General features: G+C 40.6%; 22 protein-coding genes. 10 read left to right on the top strand and 12 right to left on the bottom strand.

The window, feature by feature from the left end; translation table 11 throughout:
- Positions 1-107 precede the first annotated feature (107 nt).
- Entirely contained in the window at positions 108-743 is a 636-nt protein-coding gene (locus AC04NP_RS02905) for a sterol desaturase family protein (protein ID WP_482857873.1), read from the top strand.
- A 243-nt stretch (positions 744-986) separates the two neighbouring features.
- Positions 987-1,835 carry a Rossmann-fold NAD(P)-binding domain-containing protein gene (locus AC04NP_RS02900; protein ID WP_482857872.1) on the top strand — a complete coding sequence of 283 codons (849 nt, stop codon included), beginning with the start codon at positions 987-989 and terminating at the stop codon, positions 1,833-1,835.
- Positions 1,836-1,906: 71 nt separating this feature from the next.
- On the opposite strand, the gene AC04NP_RS02895 is transcribed toward AC04NP_RS02900, so the two are convergent.
- Positions 1,907-2,044: a hypothetical protein gene (locus AC04NP_RS02895; protein ID WP_482857870.1), complete on the bottom strand. Its 138-nt coding sequence runs from the start codon at positions 2,042-2,044 to the stop codon at positions 1,907-1,909.
- A 192-nt stretch (positions 2,045-2,236) separates the two neighbouring features.
- On the opposite strand from AC04NP_RS02895, the gene AC04NP_RS02890 reads away from it, so the two are divergent.
- From AC04NP_RS02890 to ppk1, 7 genes are all read left to right on the top strand, one after another.
- Complete coding sequence (locus tag AC04NP_RS02890; RefSeq protein WP_482857869.1) at positions 2,237-3,331, top strand: vWA domain-containing protein; 1,095 nt, start codon at positions 2,237-2,239, stop codon at positions 3,329-3,331.
- Between the two features lie 21 nt (positions 3,332-3,352).
- Positions 3,353-4,873, top strand: a complete 1,521-nt coding sequence (locus AC04NP_RS02885; RefSeq protein ID WP_482857867.1) for a sigma 54-interacting transcriptional regulator — start codon at positions 3,353-3,355, stop codon at positions 4,871-4,873.
- Between the two features lie 69 nt (positions 4,874-4,942).
- A complete protein-coding gene (locus tag AC04NP_RS02880) occupies positions 4,943-5,677 on the top strand; it encodes an AlbA family DNA-binding domain-containing protein (RefSeq protein WP_482857865.1) in 735 nt (244 codons plus the stop codon).
- Between the two features lie 110 nt (positions 5,678-5,787).
- Complete coding sequence (locus tag AC04NP_RS02875) at positions 5,788-7,122, top strand: PhoH family protein (RefSeq protein WP_482858291.1); 1,335 nt, start codon at positions 5,788-5,790, stop codon at positions 7,120-7,122.
- Positions 7,123-7,772: 650 nt separating this feature from the next.
- Positions 7,773-8,828, top strand: a complete 1,056-nt coding sequence (locus AC04NP_RS02870; protein ID WP_482857864.1) for an alkane 1-monooxygenase — start codon at positions 7,773-7,775, stop codon at positions 8,826-8,828.
- A 38-nt stretch (positions 8,829-8,866) separates the two neighbouring features.
- Positions 8,867-9,775 carry an NHL repeat-containing protein gene (locus AC04NP_RS02865; RefSeq protein WP_482857863.1) on the top strand — a complete coding sequence of 303 codons (909 nt, stop codon included), beginning with the start codon at positions 8,867-8,869 and terminating at the stop codon, positions 9,773-9,775.
- Positions 9,776-9,852: 77 nt separating this feature from the next.
- Positions 9,853-11,910, top strand: a complete 2,058-nt coding sequence (gene ppk1, locus AC04NP_RS02860; protein WP_482857862.1) for a polyphosphate kinase 1 — start codon at positions 9,853-9,855, stop codon at positions 11,908-11,910.
- Between the two features lie 66 nt (positions 11,911-11,976).
- Here ppk1 and ftsY read toward each other — a convergent pair whose 3' ends face one another.
- From ftsY to AC04NP_RS02825, 7 genes are all read right to left on the bottom strand, one after another.
- The gene (ftsY, locus tag AC04NP_RS02855; RefSeq protein ID WP_482857861.1) at positions 11,977-12,936 is read right to left on the bottom strand and encodes a signal recognition particle-docking protein FtsY; all 960 of its coding nucleotides are present in this window, start codon (positions 12,934-12,936) and stop codon (positions 11,977-11,979) included.
- Positions 12,937-13,046: 110 nt separating this feature from the next.
- Positions 13,047-13,205: a DUF4295 domain-containing protein gene (locus AC04NP_RS02850; RefSeq protein WP_482857860.1), complete on the bottom strand. Its 159-nt coding sequence runs from the start codon at positions 13,203-13,205 to the stop codon at positions 13,047-13,049.
- 2 nt (positions 13,206-13,207) lie between these two features.
- On the bottom strand, positions 13,208-13,390 hold the full coding sequence (gene rpmG, locus AC04NP_RS02845; protein WP_482857859.1) for a 50S ribosomal protein L33: 183 nt from the start codon (positions 13,388-13,390) through the stop codon (positions 13,208-13,210).
- A 40-nt stretch (positions 13,391-13,430) separates the two neighbouring features.
- A complete protein-coding gene (gene rpmB / locus AC04NP_RS02840) occupies positions 13,431-13,670 on the bottom strand; it encodes a 50S ribosomal protein L28 (RefSeq protein ID WP_482857858.1) in 240 nt (79 codons plus the stop codon).
- 287 nt (positions 13,671-13,957) lie between these two features.
- Positions 13,958-15,493, bottom strand: a complete 1,536-nt coding sequence (locus AC04NP_RS02835) for a PH domain-containing protein (RefSeq protein WP_482857857.1) — start codon at positions 15,491-15,493, stop codon at positions 13,958-13,960.
- Positions 15,468-15,998: a PH domain-containing protein gene (locus tag AC04NP_RS02830; RefSeq protein ID WP_482857856.1), complete on the bottom strand. Its 531-nt coding sequence runs from the start codon at positions 15,996-15,998 to the stop codon at positions 15,468-15,470. Before AC04NP_RS02830 ends, AC04NP_RS02835 begins: the two co-directional genes overlap by 26 nt.
- 39 nt (positions 15,999-16,037) lie before the next feature.
- On the bottom strand, positions 16,038-16,691 hold the full coding sequence (locus AC04NP_RS02825; protein WP_482857855.1) for an HAD family hydrolase: 654 nt from the start codon (positions 16,689-16,691) through the stop codon (positions 16,038-16,040).
- A gap of 165 nt (positions 16,692-16,856) precedes the next feature.
- Here AC04NP_RS02825 and rocD point away from each other — a divergent pair, with 165 nt between their 5' ends.
- Positions 16,857-18,101 carry an ornithine--oxo-acid transaminase gene (gene rocD / locus AC04NP_RS02820; RefSeq protein WP_482857853.1) on the top strand — a complete coding sequence of 415 codons (1,245 nt, stop codon included), beginning with the start codon at positions 16,857-16,859 and terminating at the stop codon, positions 18,099-18,101.
- Between the two features lie 244 nt (positions 18,102-18,345).
- Here the strand turns inward: rocD and AC04NP_RS02815 are convergent, their stop codons facing one another.
- The 4 genes from AC04NP_RS02815 to AC04NP_RS02800 form a co-directional block, all read right to left on the bottom strand.
- On the bottom strand, positions 18,346-20,010 hold the full coding sequence (locus AC04NP_RS02815) for a M56 family metallopeptidase (RefSeq protein ID WP_482857852.1): 1,665 nt from the start codon (positions 20,008-20,010) through the stop codon (positions 18,346-18,348).
- Positions 20,003-20,386 (bottom strand): BlaI/MecI/CopY family transcriptional regulator, encoded by a 384-nt coding sequence (locus AC04NP_RS02810; RefSeq protein ID WP_482857850.1) that lies wholly within the window; start codon positions 20,384-20,386, stop codon positions 20,003-20,005. The genes AC04NP_RS02815 and AC04NP_RS02810 overlap by 8 nt, the downstream gene beginning before the upstream one ends.
- Positions 20,387-20,791: 405 nt before the next feature.
- Complete coding sequence (locus tag AC04NP_RS02805) at positions 20,792-21,886, bottom strand: tetratricopeptide repeat protein (RefSeq protein ID WP_482857849.1); 1,095 nt, start codon at positions 21,884-21,886, stop codon at positions 20,792-20,794.
- A 313-nt stretch (positions 21,887-22,199) separates the two neighbouring features.
- On the bottom strand, positions 22,200-22,397 hold the full coding sequence (locus tag AC04NP_RS02800; RefSeq protein WP_482857847.1) for a YwbE family protein: 198 nt from the start codon (positions 22,395-22,397) through the stop codon (positions 22,200-22,202).
- Between the last annotated feature and the right edge of the window lie 187 nt (positions 22,398-22,584).

Below are 22,584 nucleotides of genomic sequence, written 5' to 3'. Positions count from 1 at the left end.
CCTGGCTGTCGAATGATGAAAGTCATCATTTTTTTTATGATAAAATATCAATTTTGCCGTTTATGATTTAAATTTGCATATCATTTTAAAAATATCAGAAATATAAAATGAGCCAGACACTGCAGAAAAACACCAAACCAACTAATAAAGGGACCAAACAACTTTTTAGTAACCCAATCCTGGAAAAGCTGTCCAGGACGCATATTATGGTGCCGATTAGCATATTGACTATTGCCGCCATAGGGGTCATATATTGGGGGATAAGCAATGGTGCTATTGGCGTATTGCTGGCCGTCATCCTCTTTTTTGTTGGGATGATCACTTTTAGCCTGATAGAATACCTGATACACCGCTATGTATTTCACATGGTACCCTCTACCCCTGCCAGGGAAAAAATCCAGTATTCGGTACACGGTGTGCATCATGAATTCCCAAAAGACAAAGACCGTCTGGCTATGCCTCCTTTAATGAGCAGCGCCATCACGGTAATCCTGTTTTTTCTATTCAGGCTGATTATGGGGAATGCCGTTTTCGGGTTTTTGCCTGGATTTCTGATAGGCTACTGCGCTTATTTGGGAGTGCATTACATTGTACATGCTTATCAGCCTCCCAAAAATATTTTCAAGGTACTTTGGATTCACCACGGCATTCATCATTACAAGGACCATGAAAGGGCATTCGGGGTGTCCTCCCCACTGTGGGACTACATCTTCGGAACTATGCCTAAGCAAACTTCCCGGTAATGGTTATCCGGATACTTAATAACTAATGTGCTGAGGGAAGTGATGGTTGCAAAGCTGAAGCATGTCCCGGTATTTTCATGTAGATCAGAATCTCTGTGTCTTTTTGCCTCCGTGGTGAAAAATGGTGAACCACAAAGACTTCAAGACACCAAGAATTTTATCTAAAATATTTTGAAACAGACAATTACGCTAGTATTGGGGGACATTTCCCCTATTTGTATTTCATGGTACCATTAGTTTTCTATGGATAATATTAAAAGAGTAAGCATATTAGGATGTGGCTGGCTAGGTTACCCTTTGGCCCTGCAACTACTCAATCAGGGATTTAAAGTAAAGGGCAGCACAACCAGTCAACACAAAATCGATTTTTTTAAAGAGGCAGGTATCATACCTTACCAGTTTACCCTGGGGAATGAGAAAAACCGGAGCGCCCCTGCCGATGCTGATTTTTTTCAGACCGATTTACTCATCATCACCTTACCCCCTAAAGTGAGAAAACAAGGCCCTGAACATGGTATTGGCCAGATTGAAAGCGTCAAGGAGGCAACAGGAAGTTTTGATGGCAAAGTAATTTATACCAGTTCGACATCCGTGTATCCAACCGATGGCAAAAGCCATGATGAAATGAGCCTTCAAAATTTACCTGTGAAAACATCACCACTGGCACATATCGAAAAATTGCTTAAAAATACCTTTGGCAATAAACTAACTATTTTAAGGTTGGGAGGCTTGTTTGGTTATGACCGGATACCGGTAAAATACTTTTTAGACAAAAAAGAAATCGACAATGGTCATTTCCCGGTTAACTATCTGCACCGTGATGATGCTGTTAAAAGCGTTATGACAGTTATTGACAGGCAGGCATGGGGAAGAATCTATAACGTAGTTGCCCCCAAACATCCTACCAGGAAGCAGGTGTTCCTTAGAAATGCAGCAATACTAAATGTGAAAGCTCCCGCATTTAGCAATATCACCACTGGCAATTTCAAAATTATTAATGGAAATAAAATGATGGACGAGCTAGGGTTCATCTATCAGTATCCTGACCCTTTGGGTTTTTCCTATAATCACTTTACAAACCCCTGTAAATGACAAAAAATACCTTGAGCAAGGCATTTTTCATCATCGAATAACATACTTCCTAAAGATAAAATAAGGAAAACTTAACCATTTACATCCTTTTTAACCTCCTTTTGTTGTTTTTCAGCAGGAGCTTTTGTGTATGTTGCGCAGGTTTTATAAGAACAACTCGCCACAGTAAATAACAAAGACGCAAATAAAAAAGAAACTACTTTCTTCATAGTTAAATATTTTATACTTTAAATATTTCTTGCAAAATTATTAAAATGCTTCAAACAATAAACGCAATTCCCGGGTTTTTGGTACATATGCATAGTTCTAAATTTGAAAGTTAGATTCTTTTAAGCGCCGGAACAGAATTATCAGGGCTTGTTTTTCGTTTCATTAAAGAAATAAGTTTAAGCTAACACCCTATGATTGGATATAGATTTGGAGAGTTTATCCCAGAGAAAAAGAAAGCCAATAACTTCGATGATCTGCTGAATATATTTATGCAGATCATGTTGGTTACGGCAGGAGATGTTGGTGAGGCATTGCAATGGCTAACCAATCTCGACAAGCAATATAACCTGACAAACGATGCTTATGGCATTGGAGATTTCATCCGGGATTTAAAAGATAAAGGATATCTTACAGAAGAAAATGTTAAAGGTGCATTCAAATTAACTGCCAAAGGAGAGCAGAAAATCAGAAAAAACGCCCTGGAGGAAATATTTGGAAAATTAAAAAAAGCAGGAGGGGGCAACCACAGGACCCACTACAACGGCCTGGGTGATGAGAAAAGTACCGACAGGAGGAATTTCCGGTTCGGTGACTCTATTCAGCAGATTTCTATGACCGATTCCATCAAAAATGCTCACATCAATCACGGATTATCAGATTTCATGCTTACCGAAGAGGACCTGGAGGTTGTTGAGAATGAATACAAAACACAGACTTCTACCGTATTGATGATCGATATTTCCCATTCTATGATTCTGTATGGGGAAGATCGCATTACCCCGGCCAAAAAAGTAGCCATGGCGCTGGCGGAACTAATCACTACAAGATATCCGAAAGATACACTGGACATCATTGTTTTTGGTAACGATGCCTGGCAGATAAAGATAAAAGATCTCCCCTACCTGCAGGTGGGCCCTTACCATACCAACACGGTAGCTGGGCTCGAGCTCGCCATGGATTTACTCAGAAGAAGGAAAAATACCAACAAGCAAATCTTTATGATTACCGATGGTAAACCAACATGCCTGAAACAAGGCATAAAATACTATAAAAACAGCTTTGGATTGGATAGCAAAATTCTCAATAAAACCCTCAACCTGGCCATTCAATGCCGAAAATTATCAATTCCCGTTACCACCTTCATGATTGCGACAGATCCTTATTTAAAAGAATTCGTTAAAGAATTTACCAAGGCAAACAACGGAAATGCCTATTACAGTGGATTGCAAGGCCTGGGCAATCTGGTATTTGAAGATTACAAAAGAAATCGAAGAAAGAATATTTAGTTTTATAACCTAACGATGAATATGAATTACCAGGAAATTTTGCCTGATAAATTATTGCGTATACAGACTTTGGGGGAACTTAAAGCCGCCGGCTATCAACCAAAGTCGATAAAACAGGAGTTAAGGAACAACCTCATTGCCAGATTACACAAAAAAGAAGAAGTATTTAAAGGTATATGGGGTTATGAGGAAACCGTTATTCCGGATTTACAAAGGGCCATATTGTCGATGCACAACATCAATTTGCTGGGTTTGCGAGGTCAGGCAAAAACGCGTCTGGCCAGGATGATGGTGGAATTGCTCGATGAATACATTCCGGTACTTAAAGGTTCCGACCTGAATGATGACCCGCTAAAACCCATATCAAAACATGCCAAAAGCACTATTGACGAACTGGGTAATGATACCCCGATAATATGGCAACACCGGGAAGAAAGGTATACGGAAAAGCTGGCTACTCCGGATGTTTCAGTAGCAGATCTTATCGGAGATGTCGACCCCATTAAAGCTGCGTCACTGAAACTGCCGTATTCCGATGAAAGAGTGATACATTATGGCTTAATACCGAGATCCAACCGTGGCATCTTCGTTATCAACGAACTACCTGATCTTCAGGCAAGGATACAGGTAGCCCTGTTTAACATTTTGCAGGAAGGGGACATACAGATACGTGGCTTTAAACTCCGATTGCCCCTTGACATCCAGTTTGTATTTACAGCCAACCCTGAAGACTATACGAATCGCGGTAGCATTGTGACCCCTTTGAAAGACAGGATAGACAGCCAGATTATCACCCATTACCCTAAAAGCATAGAAATTGGAAAAAAGATTACCACACAGGAAGCCAACATTAAGAAAAGTCAATGTGAAATGGTCAAAACCAACGAGTTGGCCAGCGATCTCATAGAGCAAATTGCTTTTGAAGCCAGAGAAAGTGAGTATGTGGACGCAAAAAGTGGTGTATCTGCCCGCCTGACCATTTCAGCTTATGAAAATCTGGTCAGTGCAGCAGAAAGAAGGGCACTGATTAACGGAGAAAAAGAAACATATATCCGTGTGTCAGATTTTATCGGAGCCATTCCTGCCATTACAGGCAAGGTGGAACTAGTATATGAGGGTGAACAAGAAGGCCCGGCCATTGTCGCCAATAACCTCGTAGGTAAGGCTATCAGGCAAAAATTCACGGATTTTTTTCCTAATCCTGAAGCATTCAGAAAGCAGAAAGAAAAGAGCCCTTACGCTGAGATTACCGGCTGGTTTAGTGATGGCAACGAAATTGATATTATTAATGATGCTAATAACAAGGACTATGAAAACAAACTTAACAATGTTCCGGGGTTGAAAAAACTGATAGATCAGTATCATAAAAAAAACGATAGTGAATTTAAGCTGTTTTTAATGGAATTTGCCCTGCATGGTCTGTCAGAATACAGTTTACTAAGCAAAAAGCCGCTTACCCACGGCACCAAATTTAAGGATTTACTCAGTAGCATGTTTTCTATACCGGAGTCTGGGGACGAAGATGATATCGATAGCTATTAGTACTATTTTAGTGCCTTTATATGAAATGATTTATCGCAAATTTTCAGATATTTGTATGATTAAGATCGTGTGACCATCGATCAACCTAATCCTTGCTGTTGCAGCTACAGGGATTTTTCAGGTGAACTGAAAATCGTTATTTTACTTTTTGAAAAGATGAATATCAATGAATTAAGGAACCTGGTAAAATCGGGGGAAAACGAGACGCTGGAGTTTAAAAGAAAAGTAGCTCATCCTGAAAAAATAGTCAAGGAAATCGTAGCCTTTGCCAATACCAGAGGAGGTAAATTATTGATCGGTGTAGACGACAACGGGAGCTTACCCGGATTAAAATTTGTGAATGAAGAACAATTTGCCCTGGACCAGGCCATTCAAAAATTTATTAAACCAAAAATCAACTTTATCCTAAAGATCATTCCATTAAACGCCAAAAAATCAGTAATTAGCTATGATATATTGGAAAGCAAAAATAAACCACATTATGTAATCGAAGACCAAACCCAGGCTTGGGGAAAGGCTTATATACGCGTGGAAGACAAAACAATCAAGGCCAGCAAAGAAATCAGGGAAATACTGAAAAGAAAAAATAAAGACAAGGGGGTGCATATTCGGTTTGGCGAAAAAGAAAAAATTTTAATGGCGTATTTAGATCAAAACGAATTTATTACCTTACGTAAATTTCAGCAAATTGCCAACTTATCACGGCCCATTGCTTCAAAAACGCTGGTTAAACTGGTATTAGCCAATGTGTTAAGAATTAATGTCAACGAAACACAGGATGTGTTTACTTTGAAATTACCATAAAAATTAATCATTTATATATCAATTCACCTTATCTTTGCCAAACAGCCAAATCTCGCTGAATTACAGACCAGATAATGTGTTGAATTGGGTTTTTGAATAAGGATTTAAGTATGCCTACCGGAAAAGACAAGAAAATTTTTGTACTGGACACTTCCGTAATTTTATACTCTCACGATGCCATATTGAATTTTGAAGAACACGATGTAGGCATTCCAATTACAGTTTTGGAAGAGCTGGATCACTTTAAAAAAGGCAATGATACCAAAAACTTTGAGGCGCGTGAGTTTATCAGAATGATCGATAAATTATCTTCTGATTACATGCTCGATCATTGGATTCCATTGAATGGGAAATCCAAAGGTAAATTTAAAGTGTTGATGACCTCTGATAGTAAAATTGACGCGGAAGACGTATTTGATCAGGAAAATGCGGATCATAAAATCCTGAATGCAGCGCTGAAGTTGCAACAGGAAACCAAGGAAAGGAAAGTAATACTCGTCACCAAAGACATCAATCTAAGATTAAAGGCCAAAGCCTTAAATTTACATGCCGAGGATTACGAAACCGGGAAAATAAAAAATGTCAACAGTCTGTACAGCGGCAAAACTACCGTAGATAAAATCAAGGTAGGGCTGATCAATGAAATGTACGAGGAGGGTTCCTTCAGTGGCGATAAGTTAAAAGATGAAGTAGCGCTATCTGCCAACAAGTATTACATATTGAAAAGCACCAAAAACTCAGTACTGGCTTATTACAACCCCATTTCACAAAACATTGAAAAAGTAGAGAAAAAGAGCGCCTACGGCATCAAACCCAGAAATGCAGAGCAGACTTTTGCCCTGCATGCCATCCTGAATCCTGAAGTCAGGCTGGTCACCATCAGAGGTGTTGCCGGAACCGGGAAAACTTTACTGGCATTGGCCGGAGCCCTCGAGCAGAGAAGATCATTTAAACAAATCTATCTTGCAAGGCCTATCGTTCCATTGAGCAACAAAGATATCGGCTATTTACCCGGAGATATCAAATCCAAGCTGAATCCATACATGGAGCCCCTTTGGGACAATCTTAAGCTCATCCAAAATCAATTTGGGGAAAACGACAAAGAAGCCTCGAGACTTACCGAAATGGTAAACAACGAGAAACTGGTTATTACCCCTTTGGCGTATATCAGAGGCCGTAGTTTATCAAATATTTGTTTTATCGTGGATGAAGCCCAAAATCTGACACCTCATGAGGTAAAAACCATTGTTACCAGGGCCGGCGATGATACCAAAATTATTTTTACCGGGGATATTTACCAAATTGACTCCCCATATCTCGACTCGCAAAGCAACGGATTGTCTTATTTGATTGACAGAATTCAGGATCATCCGCTATACGCACATATTACATTGGAGAAGGGTGAAAGGTCGGAGTTAGCCAATCTTGCCAATGATTTGTTATAAACTTAAACAGCCCACCGATCATATATATCCATAATCAAAATATTACCGGTAAGCTGTCTAAACAAAATGTGTGATTGCCAAACTAAAAGTAAGTATTTTAAGCATATTTAAAAAGCCATCTCTGAGCGTTGCCCCTAAAACCAGGTTATCGCAAACCTATGCAAAAGGCGAAAAAATTAACCTGACAGCGAACAATATTCACACAATATTTGTTTTATAAATAGAAGTGGAGATAGTAATATCCTTCTAAAATAGCAATTTAATAGGTCTTGAAGCCAAATTGCTATTTTATTTTAGAAAAATAAATCTTATATTGCATATTGTTGTTGAGGATTAAAATTTCATTGATCCTATTTATTTTGAGTTTTTGACCTTTGGGGTTCAGCTAGGAGTGGCTGAACCTCTTATTTTTTACATAACTTAGAAAAAACCTCATCTTTTTAAAAGAAATCCAAGGCTGAAACTACAAAAAAACCTTCCCCAAAAATGGTAATTTTTAGAGAAGGCAAAAAACAATCACAATACACAACATAAATGTCAAGAATTAATTTATAATATGTAACCCCCCAGATTGTGGGATTTTGTCACCAATTAACTTTTAAGTCTGCTTAACATTCGATAAATTAGTAAAGGATCAAAGTTACCACCTGATGAGTAAAATTAGATTCTTGAAGTATTTAAGTGTCTTTTTGTTGCCTTTGACTGCTTTTATCTCATTCTCCTCCCAGGGATGGCTTACCTTTTTACCATTGGTATATGCCTTTGTTTTGATTCCGTCATTAGAACTGTTTTTTAAACCCGATCATAGTAATCTCGATAAAGCTGAGCAGGAAATGGTCAAAAAAGAATGGGTTTATGACTTATTACTGTATATGATCGTTCCAATTCAACTGGCTTTTGTTGTTTATTTCCTTTATTCCATTTCCGAGCCAGGGCTAACTGTTATTGAATTGACCGGAAGAACAGTGGGAATGGGTATTATGTGCGGTGTATTCGGCATCAATGTGGCGCATGAATTAGGGCACAGGACAAAAAAGTTTGAAAAATTCTTCTCTAAAACCCTGCTTTTAACATCAATTTACATGCATTTTTTCATTGAACATAACCGGGGGCATCACAAGCATGTGGCAACCGAAGAAGATCCGGCATCAGCCAGACTGCATGAAAGCATTTATGCAGTCTGGTTACGTTCTGTTATAAACAGCTATCTTTCGGCCTGGAGATTAGAAGCCAGCAGGTTGCTGGCCAAAGGAGTAAATCCTCTGAGTTTTTATAATAATCAAATGTTGCAATTTCAATTGATCCAGGTGCTGTTTTTGGGCTTGATTTTTTTGATTTTCGGACTTGCACCCTTGTTGTATTTTATGATCTCAGCAATGGTGGGTATTCTGCTCCTTGAATCGGTTAACTATATCGAACATTATGGCCTTTACCGGGCCCGGGTGGATAAAGGTATTTATGAAAGGGTAAAACCACATCATTCCTGGAATTCAGACCATGTAATCGGAAGGGTTGTGCTTTTTGAACTTTCACGGCATTCGGACCACCACTTTAAGGCCAGTAAAAAATATCAGACACTGGAATATCATCCCAGGAGCCCCCAGATGCCGACAGGCTATCCGGGAATGATGATTGTGGCCCTGTTTCCACCGGTTTGGTTTAAATTGATGCACCCGTTGATAGGTCAAATAGAAAGGGTATCGTAGAAAAACATCCTGTCAAATTCGAAACCAGATAATTTTAAATGAAAAAGTCAAAATTCCATCTGTTTTTAGTTCTTTTCTACGGGCTGTCAGGATGCATTCAAAGCTCTAGAGAGCCATTGAATAATGCTTCAAGCAACCCCGACGCATACACAAGGAACCAACCATCCCTGAAACTGAACAAAGTCTGGGAAACTGACACAATTTTTACCACCGTTGAATCAATTGTATTTTACCCGAATCAAAATATATTAATTGCGTCTAACATCAATGGAGACCCAACTAAAAAAGACGGCAATGGATTTTTGTCCAGGCTTACAACAAAAGGAGAGGTTATTGACCTCCATTGGGTAACAGGCCTGAATGCACCTAAGGGGATGGGAATATATGGTAATAAACTGTACGTAACTGACATCGACGAATTAGTTGAAATTGACATTGAAAAAAGTAAGATCGTCAAAAAATATCCGGTGATAGGCGCCGAATTTCTAAGTGATGTCGTGATCGATAGCCAGGGAATAGTTTATTTTACCGACTCCAATACAAACAAAATTCATCAATTAAAAGGTGATATGATTACCACCTGGCTTGAAAACGCCGATCTTGACGGCCCCAATGGTTTGTTTTTAACTGAACGTCACCTGTTAATTACTTCAATGGCTAGCAGCGACCTGCGCTCCATAAACATGACTACCGGGAAAATCAAAGTTGTAACTGATAACATCGGGGCGGGCCATGGAATTATGGCCATCGGCAATGGAGGCTATCTTATTTCTAACTGGCAAGGTGAAATATATTACCTGAATGCCGATGGAACAAAATTTAAAATTCTCGACACTAAAAAAGATAATATCAATGCCGCCGATATCGAGTATATCAAAGAAAAAAACCTTCTCTTGGTTCCCACATTTTTCGATAACCGTATCATGGCATACAGCCTGCATGAATAAATTGTTATCATTTGGTAATCATGCTTTTAATTGAGTAATAATTGCTATAAATTATTGCCCGATTATTTAAACGCATTATGGAAGAAGCGACGCCTTTATTTGACAGGGACTTGAGCTGGTTAATTTTTAATCACCGCGTACTGCAGGAAGCCAAGGATCCCAACGTACCTCTTTATGAACGAATCAAATTTCTATCTATATACTCATCAAATCTCGATGAATTTTTCAGGGTCAGGGTGGCCTCTTGGCAAAGCCTCAATAAGCTGGGCAAGAAAAAAGTGAAAAAGAATCTGCCTGTTGACCCAAAGACTATTTTACATGAAATTCATGAAAAAGTAAACCGGCAATTGGATGAATTCGGTCAGGTTTTCAGAAATGAACTGTTACCTGAACTGCGATCAAACAAGATATTCGTACATCTGAATGAGACAATACCCGAGGAGTTTTCTGCCGAAACGGAATACTATTTCAGAAGCAGGGTACTGGCCTATATCCAACCTTATTTTTTAAACAGGGAAAACAACCGGGAACCTTTTCTCAATAACCGGGGCATTTATCTCGCGCTTCAACTCCAATCGCCTTCGGAAAACACGCCATGTTTTGCCTATGTCAATATTCCTTCTGATCACCTTCCACGGTTCTTTAAAGTAAACTCCGTTGTAGATGGTCATCACTATGTCCTGCTTGACGACATACTAAAGGCCAATTTGCACATCGTTTTTCCCGGTTATGATATACTGGCCTGTCATAGTATCAAACTCAATAAAAGTGCGGATTTGAATATAGAGGATGAGTACTCAGGCGACCTGGTAGAAAAAATATCCAAACAACTGGCAAAAAGAAACGTTGGCCCGCCATCAAGGTTTTTGTATGATCAGGAAATGAACGAAAACCTGCTGAAACAGCTCGTAGATACTTTCGGGCTAAGTAAGGATGAACTGGTGCCAGGAGGGAGATATCATAATTTGAATGATTTCATGAAACTTCCCAATCCCCTCTACCCCAAGCTAAAGTATCCGGGGCAATTGCCTGTGAAAAAAACTGTTTTAGATCAGGGTCAATCGATTTTTGAAACCATCCGGGAAAAGGATGTGATTTTACATTTTCCTTACCAATCGTACGACTACGTATTGCGCTTTTTCAATGAAGCTGCTACCGACCCCGAGGTAGAGGAAATAAAAGTTACCTTGTATCGTATAGCTGCAAATTCAGTGATTGCCAATGCATTGATCAGTGCGGTAAACAATGGTAAAAAGGTAACAGTATTTGTAGAATTAAAAGCGCGGTTTGATGAGGAAAACAATATCCGGTGGGCAAAAAAGATGCAAAACGCGGGCATTAACATTATCTATAGCATCCCGGGTTTGAAGGTACACGCTAAAGTGGCCCTGGTGAAAATGAAAAGTAAAAAAGGGGAATTAAAGGCCTATGCGTTCTTTGGTACCGGCAATTTTAACGAAAGCACAGCCAGCATTTATGCAGATCATGGTTTACTGACAAGTCATCAAACCATGGTTTCCGAGCTCGATCAGGTTTTTAACTACCTGCATAAAAAGAAAAAAATCACCGGGTTTGAGCACCTGCTGGTAGCAAAATTCAACCTTCAGGAACGTTTCCTTGAAATGATTGACCGGGAAATAGATTATGCACGGAAAGGCGAAGTGGCGGAAATCATCATAAAACTAAACAACCTGGAAGATGAAGTCATGATTAACAAGCTTTATGAAGCCAGCCAGGCGGGGGTCCGGATAAAGTTGATTGTCAGAGGCATCTGCTGCCTTATTCCCAATGAAATGCATCATAGTGAAAACATCGAGATATATCGCCTGGTAGATATGTATCTGGAACATGCCCGTATTTTTGTGTTCAGGCATGGAGGGGAAAACAACATGTATTTATCTTCAGCCGATTGGATGAAGCGAAATCTTTATCGCCGTATTGAAGTGGGCTTTCCCATATATGATCCGGCTATTAAGAAAGAACTGATGCAACTCATCAATCTGCAATTAAAAGACAATACCAAATTACGGAAACTGGATAAGAATCATAAGCATTTACCTATCAAGAGGGCAAGTGGGACGAGGAAGGTCAGGTCGCAGGTTCAGTTCTATAATTGGTTGAAATCGAGGGGGTAGGTAGTGGGTTCCGGGTTGCCTCCCTACGATGAGCACGCGTTTGATAGTTGCAGGTTGAGGGAAGATTTAATTTTTGCTGAATAAAGAGTCGACGAACAGATTTTTGTTGAAAATCTGCAGATCCTCCACACCCTCACCCACACCTATATACTTAACCGGAATCTTAAATCTGTCTGAAATGCCTATAACGACCCCTCCTTTTGCTGTGCCATCCAGTTTGGTAATTGCCAGGGCTGTAACATCTGTAGCTTGCGTAAAAGCATTAGCCTGGATGATGGCATTCTGGCCTGTGCTACCATCCAATACCAACAAAACCTCATGAGGCGCTTCCGGAATAAATTTCCGGATTACCCTTTTTATTTTTGAAAGTTCGTTCATTAGGTTCACCTTGGTATGCAAACGGCCTGCCGTATCGATTATCACTACATCAGCGTTTTCCTGTACCCCTTCCTTTACTGCGTCGTAGGCGACTGAGGCAGGGTCTGTATGCATACCATGTGCTACTACCGGCACACCTACCCGCTCTCCCCATAATTTCAACTGGTCTACCGCTGCGGCCCGGAAGGTATCCGCCGCACCCAGTACTACCTTTTTATCCCTGGCCTTGAACTGAGCCGCCAATTTACCAATCGTGGTGGTCTTCCCTACGCCGTTTACGCCAACAACCATGATTACGTGAGGTTTGTGCGCTTCCGGCACATAAAAATCCTTCAAATCCTCGCTGTTATTTTCCTGTAGAAGCCCTGCTATCTCTTCCTTCAGGATTACATCGAGTTCACTGGCATTAAGATACTTGTCCCTGGAGACCCTCGCCTCTATTCTTTCAATGATTTTTACCATTGTCTCCACCCCTACATCCGACGTAATCAATATTTCTTCCAGTTCATCTAAAACTTCATCGTCGACTTTGGACTTCCCGACAACCGCTTTGCTAATCTTCGACAAAAATGAGGTTTTGGTCTTCTCAAGACCCTTGTCCAATGACTCCTTATTTTTCTTCTTATCAAAAAGCCCGAAAAGTGCCATGCCGGAAAGATTAATAATGGGTTTAATGTAACGCTAAATGCAAGCTGCTTAAAAGTAAAACTAAAAAAGTCCCAGCAGGGACTTTCATCAATTTTTGCCTTTCTTGCTACCTATTTGGCGGAAGCCAGAACTTCTTTCACCATATCAACAGGTACCATCTCTTCTTTGAAAGTATAGGCCCCTGTTTTAGGTGACTTTACAGCTTTAATAACTTTAGCAAAATTTTTGGTCTCTTTTTTTTGCAGGGTAGCAACAACTTTCTTAGCCATGGTTATTTAATTTCTTTGTGAACAGTATGTTTTTTAAGTACCGGATTGTACTTCTTCAGCTCCAGCCTTTCGGTGGTGTTTTTCCTGTTTTTGGTGGTGATATATCTCGAGGTACCCGGTAAGCCGGTTTTTTTATGCTCCGTGCACTCAAGAATTACCTGAACTCTATTACCTTTTTTTGCCATCTTAATTAAAGTAAAATTTTTTAATCACCGGAACCAACGCCTATACTAAAACATTGCCTTGTTTTCTGGCTTTTCTCAAGACACTGGTAATGCCGTTCTTATTAATCGTTCTTAACACTGAAGCAGATACTTTCAGGGTGATCCACTTATCCTCTTCAGGAATATAGAAACGCTTTTTATGCAAGTTGGGATAAAACTTTCTTTTAGTTTTATTATGGGCGTGTGAGACATTATTCCCACTTAAAGGCCTCTTTCCCGATATTTGACAAACTCTAGCCATGATGCTTTATTTTTCTTCTTTTTTCTAAAGAGTTCGCAAATATCGGAAGCTTTTAATAAGAATCCAAACTTTCCGCTGCGTATTCCAGGTTAAACATAGCTGATTTTTGAATAGTCTTGATAAATATTTAATTATTTTATCTTCAGGTACTTTTCTATTGCGCTCATATAACTTAATTCCTAACCTGGCGCCAGTGGCTGTTGCACAACGTTTCCGACAAAATTCTTTGTGTCTCGGTGGCTTTGTGGTTAACCATTTTTTTGTAAATGAAAAGTACTTTTTTTCAACTACATCCAGGTCTCCTCATAGCTCTCCACTTTATAGAGTATATAATTCTGAAGCTGTAGAGCCGTATCATAACTCAGATAGTTAATAGAAAAATTTCTGCCGGCAGAAAACAATTCCAGCGAGGCGAGGCGATTCCTTTTTTGGTAGGGGCTTTGGCTCAGTTTTACTCCCTGCACCTTGTGGAAAAACATCATCTTGTTTTGATGGGAAAACAAACCGTACTGAATTTTTAAGATATCTTCGGAAAGGAAAAGCTGCCATTTGTTATAATAAACTTTTACAGCTACAAAAGCCAGAGGAATCCAAAGCAGGAAGAACAGTCCATAAAATCCATTCAACATACAGGTCAATGCGGCCAAAAAAACTGCCGGTAAAATACCTGAGAAAAGAAGGTATCTTCTGATAAATAACCTGCTCATTGGATACCTGGAATAATGAACGACCTCCTGATTACCGAAAATAAGATCAAGTACTGTCTTGACATGCCGGCGGTAGCAACCCGGCACGCTGATTGTCTTTTTACTGTTAAGCTCAGTACCTGCCGCCGGGTACATGCGGAACACAAAAAGGCCAAATAATTTCTTAATAAGGTTATCACCCCATGAAACACTCTGGATCTTGCTGAGGGTGGTGGATTGTTCTTGCCTTTCAAAGAGGCCATACCGTTTTTTAATGGCTTCACCGGTTTCTAGCAGGCGAAAATTCAAGTTTCTGAAAAAGACAAGACCCAGGGAAACAATCAAGGAAAGCAGCAGGACAATGGCTATCGTTAGACCCAGCCTTCCCAACCACTCATTTCCAATAAAACCTGTCAGTTCTTCAATCTTTTCTTCCTCATTGAAATTCAGTTGTTTTTTTAGCTGGTCATAAATGTTCCAGACAAAAGCTGCAAAAATAACCATCGATCTTAAATGGTTCTGGGAAATGCCGATTTTAATTAAATCGACAGGTTGAAGCCGGAGCAGGGTTTTTGTTTCCCTTTTTTTCCAGGTATGATCCTCCGTTTTGTCACTATCCAATGGGCTACTTTCCCCCTCCACCAACTGTTCGGCAGCACCTCTCCGGTCCAGGATGTAATCCCTGAATTGTTTAGCCCTGTTTTCACGCAGCGCTTCCAGGCTAATTTCCTCAGTGCCCGAACCGGCAGCGTCTATTTCCAGGGTGAGTACACCTAAGGCCTGTTGCAGAATATTCTGCTTAAAATTAATCGTTTGAACTTTGTCAAAAGGAAGGCTTATTTTGGTTTTATACAAGATACCTTTTTCAATAATAATTTCTTCGCCCAGCACATAATAAAAGAAGCGTTGGTAAGACAAATAGGAAAAAACAATGTAAATAGCAGCAATGACGAAACCAAGCACATAAATTTGCCAATCATCAAGCGATAATTTTCTCAGTGCTAAAAATGCAGGGACCAGGAGTGCCCAGCCTTTTCTAAAAGTATTATTGATAAATTTTAAAATGAAAATTAAAATCGCAGCCCTGGATTGCCTGGCAGGAACGTTGAAATTAGCTTCTGGGTTTGTGGTGGTCATTAATCTGATTGACAAGAAATTCTTTTATACGCGCAGCTTCCTCCTTTTTTAATCCGGGCAATCTTAAATCGCTGCTTTGCCCACCTGCGGTGAATATATTTAATTTGGCCAAATTATAGGTCTTTTCAAAGGGTCCCTGACTTAATTCGCAATGTTGAATGCGATTAAATGGAACAATGGTGGTACTGCTCCAGAGCCATCCTTTTCTATAAATAATATCCCGTTCACGAAGCACATAACCTTTAAATTGAAAAGCTTTGATCATGTACCACAGCGTTATAAGGTAGATAACCACCCAGGCTCCTAAAAGAATCAGGTAAACCGGGTTGAACGGAAAGCCGTCCCTAAGCCACGCAAACAAAACCAGCCCCAATCCCGAAAATGAAAAAAAAATGGTATGGTTGACAATTTTGACTGTCAGATACCGGGGATCAAGTTTTTTAAAATCCAATGCTTCGGTAGAAGGCAATTCATTGATTTCTATGGATGGGTTTTCAAATAACATGGATCAACAGCGACTCAATTACAGGCTTATTTTTAATACTTAAAATAACGATGCGATAGTTTCAATATTGAGTTCAGTGAAATTATCAATGATTAAATCCGTATCGCTCAATTCCTCCCTGGTATGGGTGGTCGTGATACCAATCACTTTGGTGCCGGCCGCCCTGGCCGAGCTTACACCCGACAGCGAATCCTCAATTACCACACAATGCCCGGGTTTATAATTTATAGCCGCAGCGGTTTTTAAATAAATTTCCGGATCCGGCTTACCTTTGTTTACGTACGAATCATCCAAAATGGTCGTAAAAAATTCTCCCATGTGCGTTTCTTGCAGGGTAAAATCAACATTGGCCCGGGGGGCAGATGTGGCGATGGCCCTGGTAATGTTCTTTTCTTCCAACAGCTCCAGAAACGCTATGAGTCCTTTCACAGGCTTTACAAAGCCCTTATACAATCTTCGAAAAAGCGCCTCTTTCTCATCGGCATACTTTTTCAGCTCCTCGCCTGTAACCTGACCGTTAAAAAGGTTGGTAATCCAGTCCTTATTGGTCCGTCCGTAAATCTTCTCACGCAGTTCCTCTTCCGTTAGCTGGTAGCCATGGGAAAGGCAAAATTGTACAAGTGCTTTTTTGTGGTAAGGGTTACTATCGATCAACACCCCATCCATATCAAAAATAACAGCAAAATCTTTCATAAATATTTTCTGAACAAAATCCGGCTTTAAAATGCATAGACCCGCAAAATAGAAAGTATTTTCAAAAAATGACTGTTTTTTTGGATTATATGCAGATTATTCTTTTCGGAATCAGGGCTTATTTTAGTAAATTTGCGGATAGTTGAAATTTGTAAACCCAAAAATATGATCTCTATTCTTTCTTCAAGTGATGAGGCTATTGCATTAGAAAACAGGTACGGCGCCCACAATTACCACCCTTTGCCCGTGGTACTTTCAAAAGGTGAAGGTGTATATCTCTGGGATGTGGAAGGAAGAAAATATTACGATTTCCTGTCGGCCTACAGTGCGGTAAACCAGGGACATTGCCATCCGCGTATCGTTAAGGCGCTTAAGGAACAGGCCGATACGCTAACGTTGACATCCAGGGCTTTTCATAACGATGTGCTGGGTGTATATGAAAAATATATCACTGAGTATTTTGGTTATGACAAGGTGCTTCCCATGAACACCGGGGCTGAGGGAGTGGAAACGGCCATTAAACTTTGCCGGAAATGGGGGTATGAGAAAAAAGGTGTAGCCGAAAATACCGCCAAAATTATTGTTTTTGAAAACAACTTCCACGGCCGCACTACAACCATTATCTCTTTCTCCAATGACCCTGATGCTAAAAAACACTTCGGCCCTTACACACCCGGGTTTATCAAAATACCTTACAACAATACAAAAGCACTGGCTGAGGCATTAGCAGAAAAGGACGTGGTAGGCGTGCTGGTAGAACCAATCCAGGGCGAGGCCGGGGTTTATGTACCAGACGAAGGATTTCTGAAAGATGTTTACGATTTATGCAGGAAACATCATGTTTTGTTTATTGGTGATGAAATCCAAACGGGCATTGCACGAACAGGAAAACTGCTTGCCTGTGATTATGAAGATGTAAAAGCCGACATACTGATCCTGGGCAAGGCCATTTCGGGCGGGGTATACCCTGTGTCGGCAGTGCTGGCAGATGACCATATTATGGAGGTGATGAAACCCGGGCAGCATGGCAGTACGTTTGGCGGTAACCCTTTGGGAAGTAAAGTGGCCATCACCGCCCTGCAAGTGGTAAAAGATGAAAAACTTGCTGAAAATGCCTTCAGGTTGGGTAATTTATTCAGGGAAAGGATGAATCAATTGATCGCCAAAACAAGCATTATTCAACTGATAAGGGGAAAGGGGCTGCTTAACGCCATTGTGATCAACGATACACCTGAAAGTTCAACAGCATGGGATATTTGTATGGCTTTAAAAGATAATGGTTTACTGGCTAAGCCTACGCATGGAAACATCATTCGTTTTGCCCCTCCACTGGTAATGACCGAAGAGCAACTGCACGAATGCTGTGACATTATTGAAAAAACCATAATTACCTTCGAAGAGCTAGCTTAGATAGTCCCTTTTGTGCCTTGGTGTCTACTATATAACTAATTCATAAATTATTGAATATCAAATATTTATGAATTAACTATTTTTGTTAGATGTTTGGTCAATTGTCTGACCTTGGGGAACTTTGTGGTTAACCGTTATTCACCACGAAGGCACAAAGACGCAAAGAGACACAAAGGTGATCACACAACTAAAGGTATCCAAAAGTTTTAATGTGGTGCGGCAAGTTGAACCGTCACATCGGGGGCTATTCCAAATCGAATTGCATCATTTCTTTCATACTCTCCGTGTTTAATTCCAAAGCTTGCAAACCGGAGATATTTATTTCAAAGTCTTCCAGTCTTGAAATGTTAACCTCATTGATGTTTTCCAGTATTTCTTCCCGAATGATGTTCAAATGTTCCTGAATTTCCAGCTCGATCTCGACGTCTTTCAGGTGATTAAGGCGGCTAAAATCCGGAAGTTCTTCGATGATTGTATTTTCCAGCATCTCACCAATCTTTTCAACGCTTTCTATCTCCGGGTCTTGTAATTTTTCAAGCTGCCTCTTTGCCTCCTCCTTAAGCTCAAGCATTTCCTCCGGATGCTCTCCCGAACTTCTTATTACTTCTTCCTTGCGTTGCGCTCTTGCTCTCCTATCTTCGCTTTTTCTGGCTTCCAGCGCATCAATTTTAGCCTTCAACTCCTTGATAAGCTGCTCCTGTTCCTTGATTTTTGCCGCTTGTTCCCTGGTAATATCATCATCTTTAACCGTATCGGCCTCCGGAACCGGCAATATCTTGTAAAATCCCTGAGATGGCTCAGGAATTTCCGAAAGGAGAGTGCTGTATGCACTGCCATGCTCTACGGCCTGGTTTGGAGTAGTCAAATGTTTATTTACCCAACCGAAATAAAAGAACGACAGGAGCACTACCAATAAAGATACCACCTTGTACCCCTGGGGAGAGGAATTGCCCGTTTTAACCCCAACAAGCCGTTGCATTCGCTTCAGTAACTGTCCTTTACTGTTTCCAAAAAAGCCAGGAAGTAATTTAAAGCCTGAGACATTAAAATGATTGACTGCTGCCAGGGTTTTAATGTATGGCAACGGTTGTCCATGCATTTCTATGATAAGGTCATCACAACAATTTTCCCTTTCCTGTCTTATCTCGCGCGATATCCACCACACTGTGGGATTGAAGAAAAACAGGGCTTCCATAATAGACTGTAACAGGTTAATCAAAAAATCATTCCTCTTAATGTGGGCCAACTCATGTAGAATTACCATTTCCACCTGCTGAGGGGTAAGATGATTTACCAACCCTACAGGAATTAGTATAACCGGTTTCAAATGACCAAAAACAGCGGGTACATTTAGAAATGGTACTTCGCAAATTCTCACCATCCTGTTAAAATTCATCTGGTTTGTGAGCCTTGAAAGCAGTTGCTTTAGTTCATCGGGGCAATGGTTCATGGCCTTTCCGATCTTTGTTTTCATGTAGTAATACCCCCCTGCCAGCTTGCATAGGGCAATCACTACGCCGGCAAGCCAGCCCATTAAAAACAGGGGCATCTGAGCCTGAACAACAGCCAGGAGGTAGTCCAGGGTAAAAGTGGATGCATTGCCAACGGCATAATCACCGGCTGCTGCACCATGCGTTGACTTCAAAAAATAGAGTGGCATCTTCTTATCGACAGCCGCAGGAGCAGCTATATTAAGCTGGTACATAAAAGTAATGACAGCCACGGTTAAAATTGATAATTGAGCGCTAACAGCGATAAAGTAGCGAATCCTTGACTGTCCCTGTCTGAAGATTGACAGCAGAAGATATAAGAAAACAGCAATGATTGCCCCTTGCCAGAGTGAATGGAAAAGTGTCCAGCCGAGTGCTTCGGTAAAAGTTGTTGAGAAAATTTCATTAAGCTTATTCATTTTGACCTCCTTCCAGTTTTTCAATAAAAGACTTTATTTGAGTGAGTTCATCAGTGGAGGTTTTTTCATTGCCCAGCGCCTGCATGATCAACTTCATGGCAGATCCCTGAAAAGCGGTGTCCACTAATTTATTGAGTAGTTGTTTCTGTATTTTTTCCTGCGAAACAGCAGGTTGATAAATGTGGGTTTTTCCTTCCCTTTCCCTGGTGAGCAAACCCTTCTCATGCATGATTTGCATCAGCTTCAGGGCGGTGGTATAGCCGATATCGCGGCTTGATGACAAGGCTTCATGGATTACCTTCACCGTACTCGGCCCCCTTTGCCATAGCTCCTGCAAAATGGCTAATTCACTGTCTGTTGGTTTTGGAAAACTCATAACTTGTAAATACGAACTGATTCGTACAAACTTGTAAGTACGAATCAGTTCGTAATTGCAAGTTTTCGACAATTTTTTTTAAAAGTAGTGTATGCGTCCAAGGGTGTGAGACGACATAAAATCAAGCCTGCCTCTCAACGAAGATATGGCGCCAATGTTCCTGGCTGTTACAAAACTCAAGCGTGAACCTGTATTTTATTTCATCGACCAAAATCTTTGTGTCTCTTGGTGTCTTGGTGGTTTACCATTTTTCACCACGGAGGCACAAAGACACGAAGAGGCACAAAGAATTCTGCCGAAAACGTTCCGCATCAGCCACGAGATACTTGCCCTGTTTCCCGGAAGTTAATTTTCAGATTATTGAGTCGTTAGTTAAAAAATGAGTGTTCATTACGCGCGGCGATTTTACTGGTTATTGCAGTACCTTCGCAAATAGTTTTTGGCCTTGGTTTCACCCAGTTCAGCAGCGCGATAGAAGTCTTTGCAGCCTGCGAAATTATTCTTGATAGCGACATAGGACATGCCCCTGATCAGATGCGCATTGGTTAGTTTAAAATTGACTCCGTCTGCCGGTACCTCACCCTGGCTTATGATCAATTGTATGGCCCTGGTGTAGTCGGTAATTGCCATTTTATGCTTCCCTGCATTGAAACGGGTCAAACCCCGGTTTCTAAAATAATACTCTTTATCGGGAGACAGTTCAATGGCCTTACCAAAATCACTGTTCGCCGATTTGTAATCCTCTATTTTCATTTTCACGAGACCCCTGTTGTTGAACGTTTCAGGATTTTTTGGATTCAGTTCAATGGCCCGGTTAAAATCTGCCATAGCATCCAGGTTTCTGCCCAATTCAAACTTAATAACACCACGCTGATCGTAATAATCCGCGTTGAGCGGATCTATACTCAGTGCCGTGTCCAGGTCTACAATAGCCGCTGTGCCCCATTCAACTCCTGTATCCGATCTGGAATCATAGGCATTGGATTTTATGTGAGCCCGCATGGCGTATAGTTTATGGTCTGCCGGCGTGATCGAAATCGCCGAATCAAGATCCTGAATGCCACTATTAAAGTCCCTCAACAGATGGGCAACCTGCGCTCTTTTAGTATATATTTCTGTGGATCCCGGATTCAAATCCAAAGCCCTGGTGTAATCTTCGTAGGCTTCATTGAGTTTTTTAATAGCCGTATTAAAATCTGCCCGGGCGATGTACACGTCAAAACTTTGGGGGCGTAATTCCACCGCCTTGTCAAAATCTTTTCTGGCCCCGTAATAGTCCCTCATTTTTTGCTTTACCTTTCCACGGTTGGTGTATGCGGCATAAAATTCGGGGTCGATATCAATTACCCTGGAAAAAGCTGTCAGGGCGGCTTTGTAATTTTTATTCTTATATAGCTCCCTGATGCCTCTTTCGTAATATTCCCCTGCAGTTTGACCGAAGCAATAGGGTGATAGGAAAGTAAAGATAACCAATAGTCGTAAGTCCCTTTTAAAATTCATCTGCCTAAGGTACAAGCGGGTAAATAAAAAATTTTTCAATAATGCCTTCATACATTACACAAAAAAGAAAGTATCATGTATTGAGAGCTTCCATCACATACTTAATGGAAAACGTCAAGATCCTAAAATTAGTTTTAGGTATAACCGGAACCTGCGGGTTTAAGATCAAAATTTCATAAAAATGTAACCTGGCTAAATCAACTTAACCGGAAAAAGGGAACCCGTTTGAGCCCATGCTACTCCGTAGTATTACCGAACTATCTTCATCATGACTATTTCCACAATCCGGATCGATGCCCTGGCCCATCGTGATTTATTCCTCCGGAATCTCTTTTACCCTGCCTATCTCACCGGTTTCCAACCTGACTTTAATGCCATGCGGATGGGTGGGCGAATTCGTCAGGATATCCCTTACTACACCTTCCGTCAGGATACCGGATCTTTGGTCTTGTTTTTGAACTATTTTAACCAACAAACCTGGCTTGATAGCTTTTCTGTATTGCCCGTTCATGTATTCTTTTTAGATTTAAACTCGTTTACCAACCAAAAAACTGTATAAATATGGTGACTTTCATGAAGAAGGAAAAACCCATTCCACCCTTCAACTAGATAAATAACCTAAACCAGGATGCTTGCCTTGGCTGTTGATGGCACTCATATCCTGTTCTGGTGGCGGTTAGAAGGGGTTGTCGGGTAAT

It is taken from the genome of Agaribacillus sp. DX54, assembly GCF_056858335.1.
The sequence above is the reverse complement of the archived record's forward strand: the minus strand, read 5'-3'. Positions and strand labels throughout refer to the sequence as shown.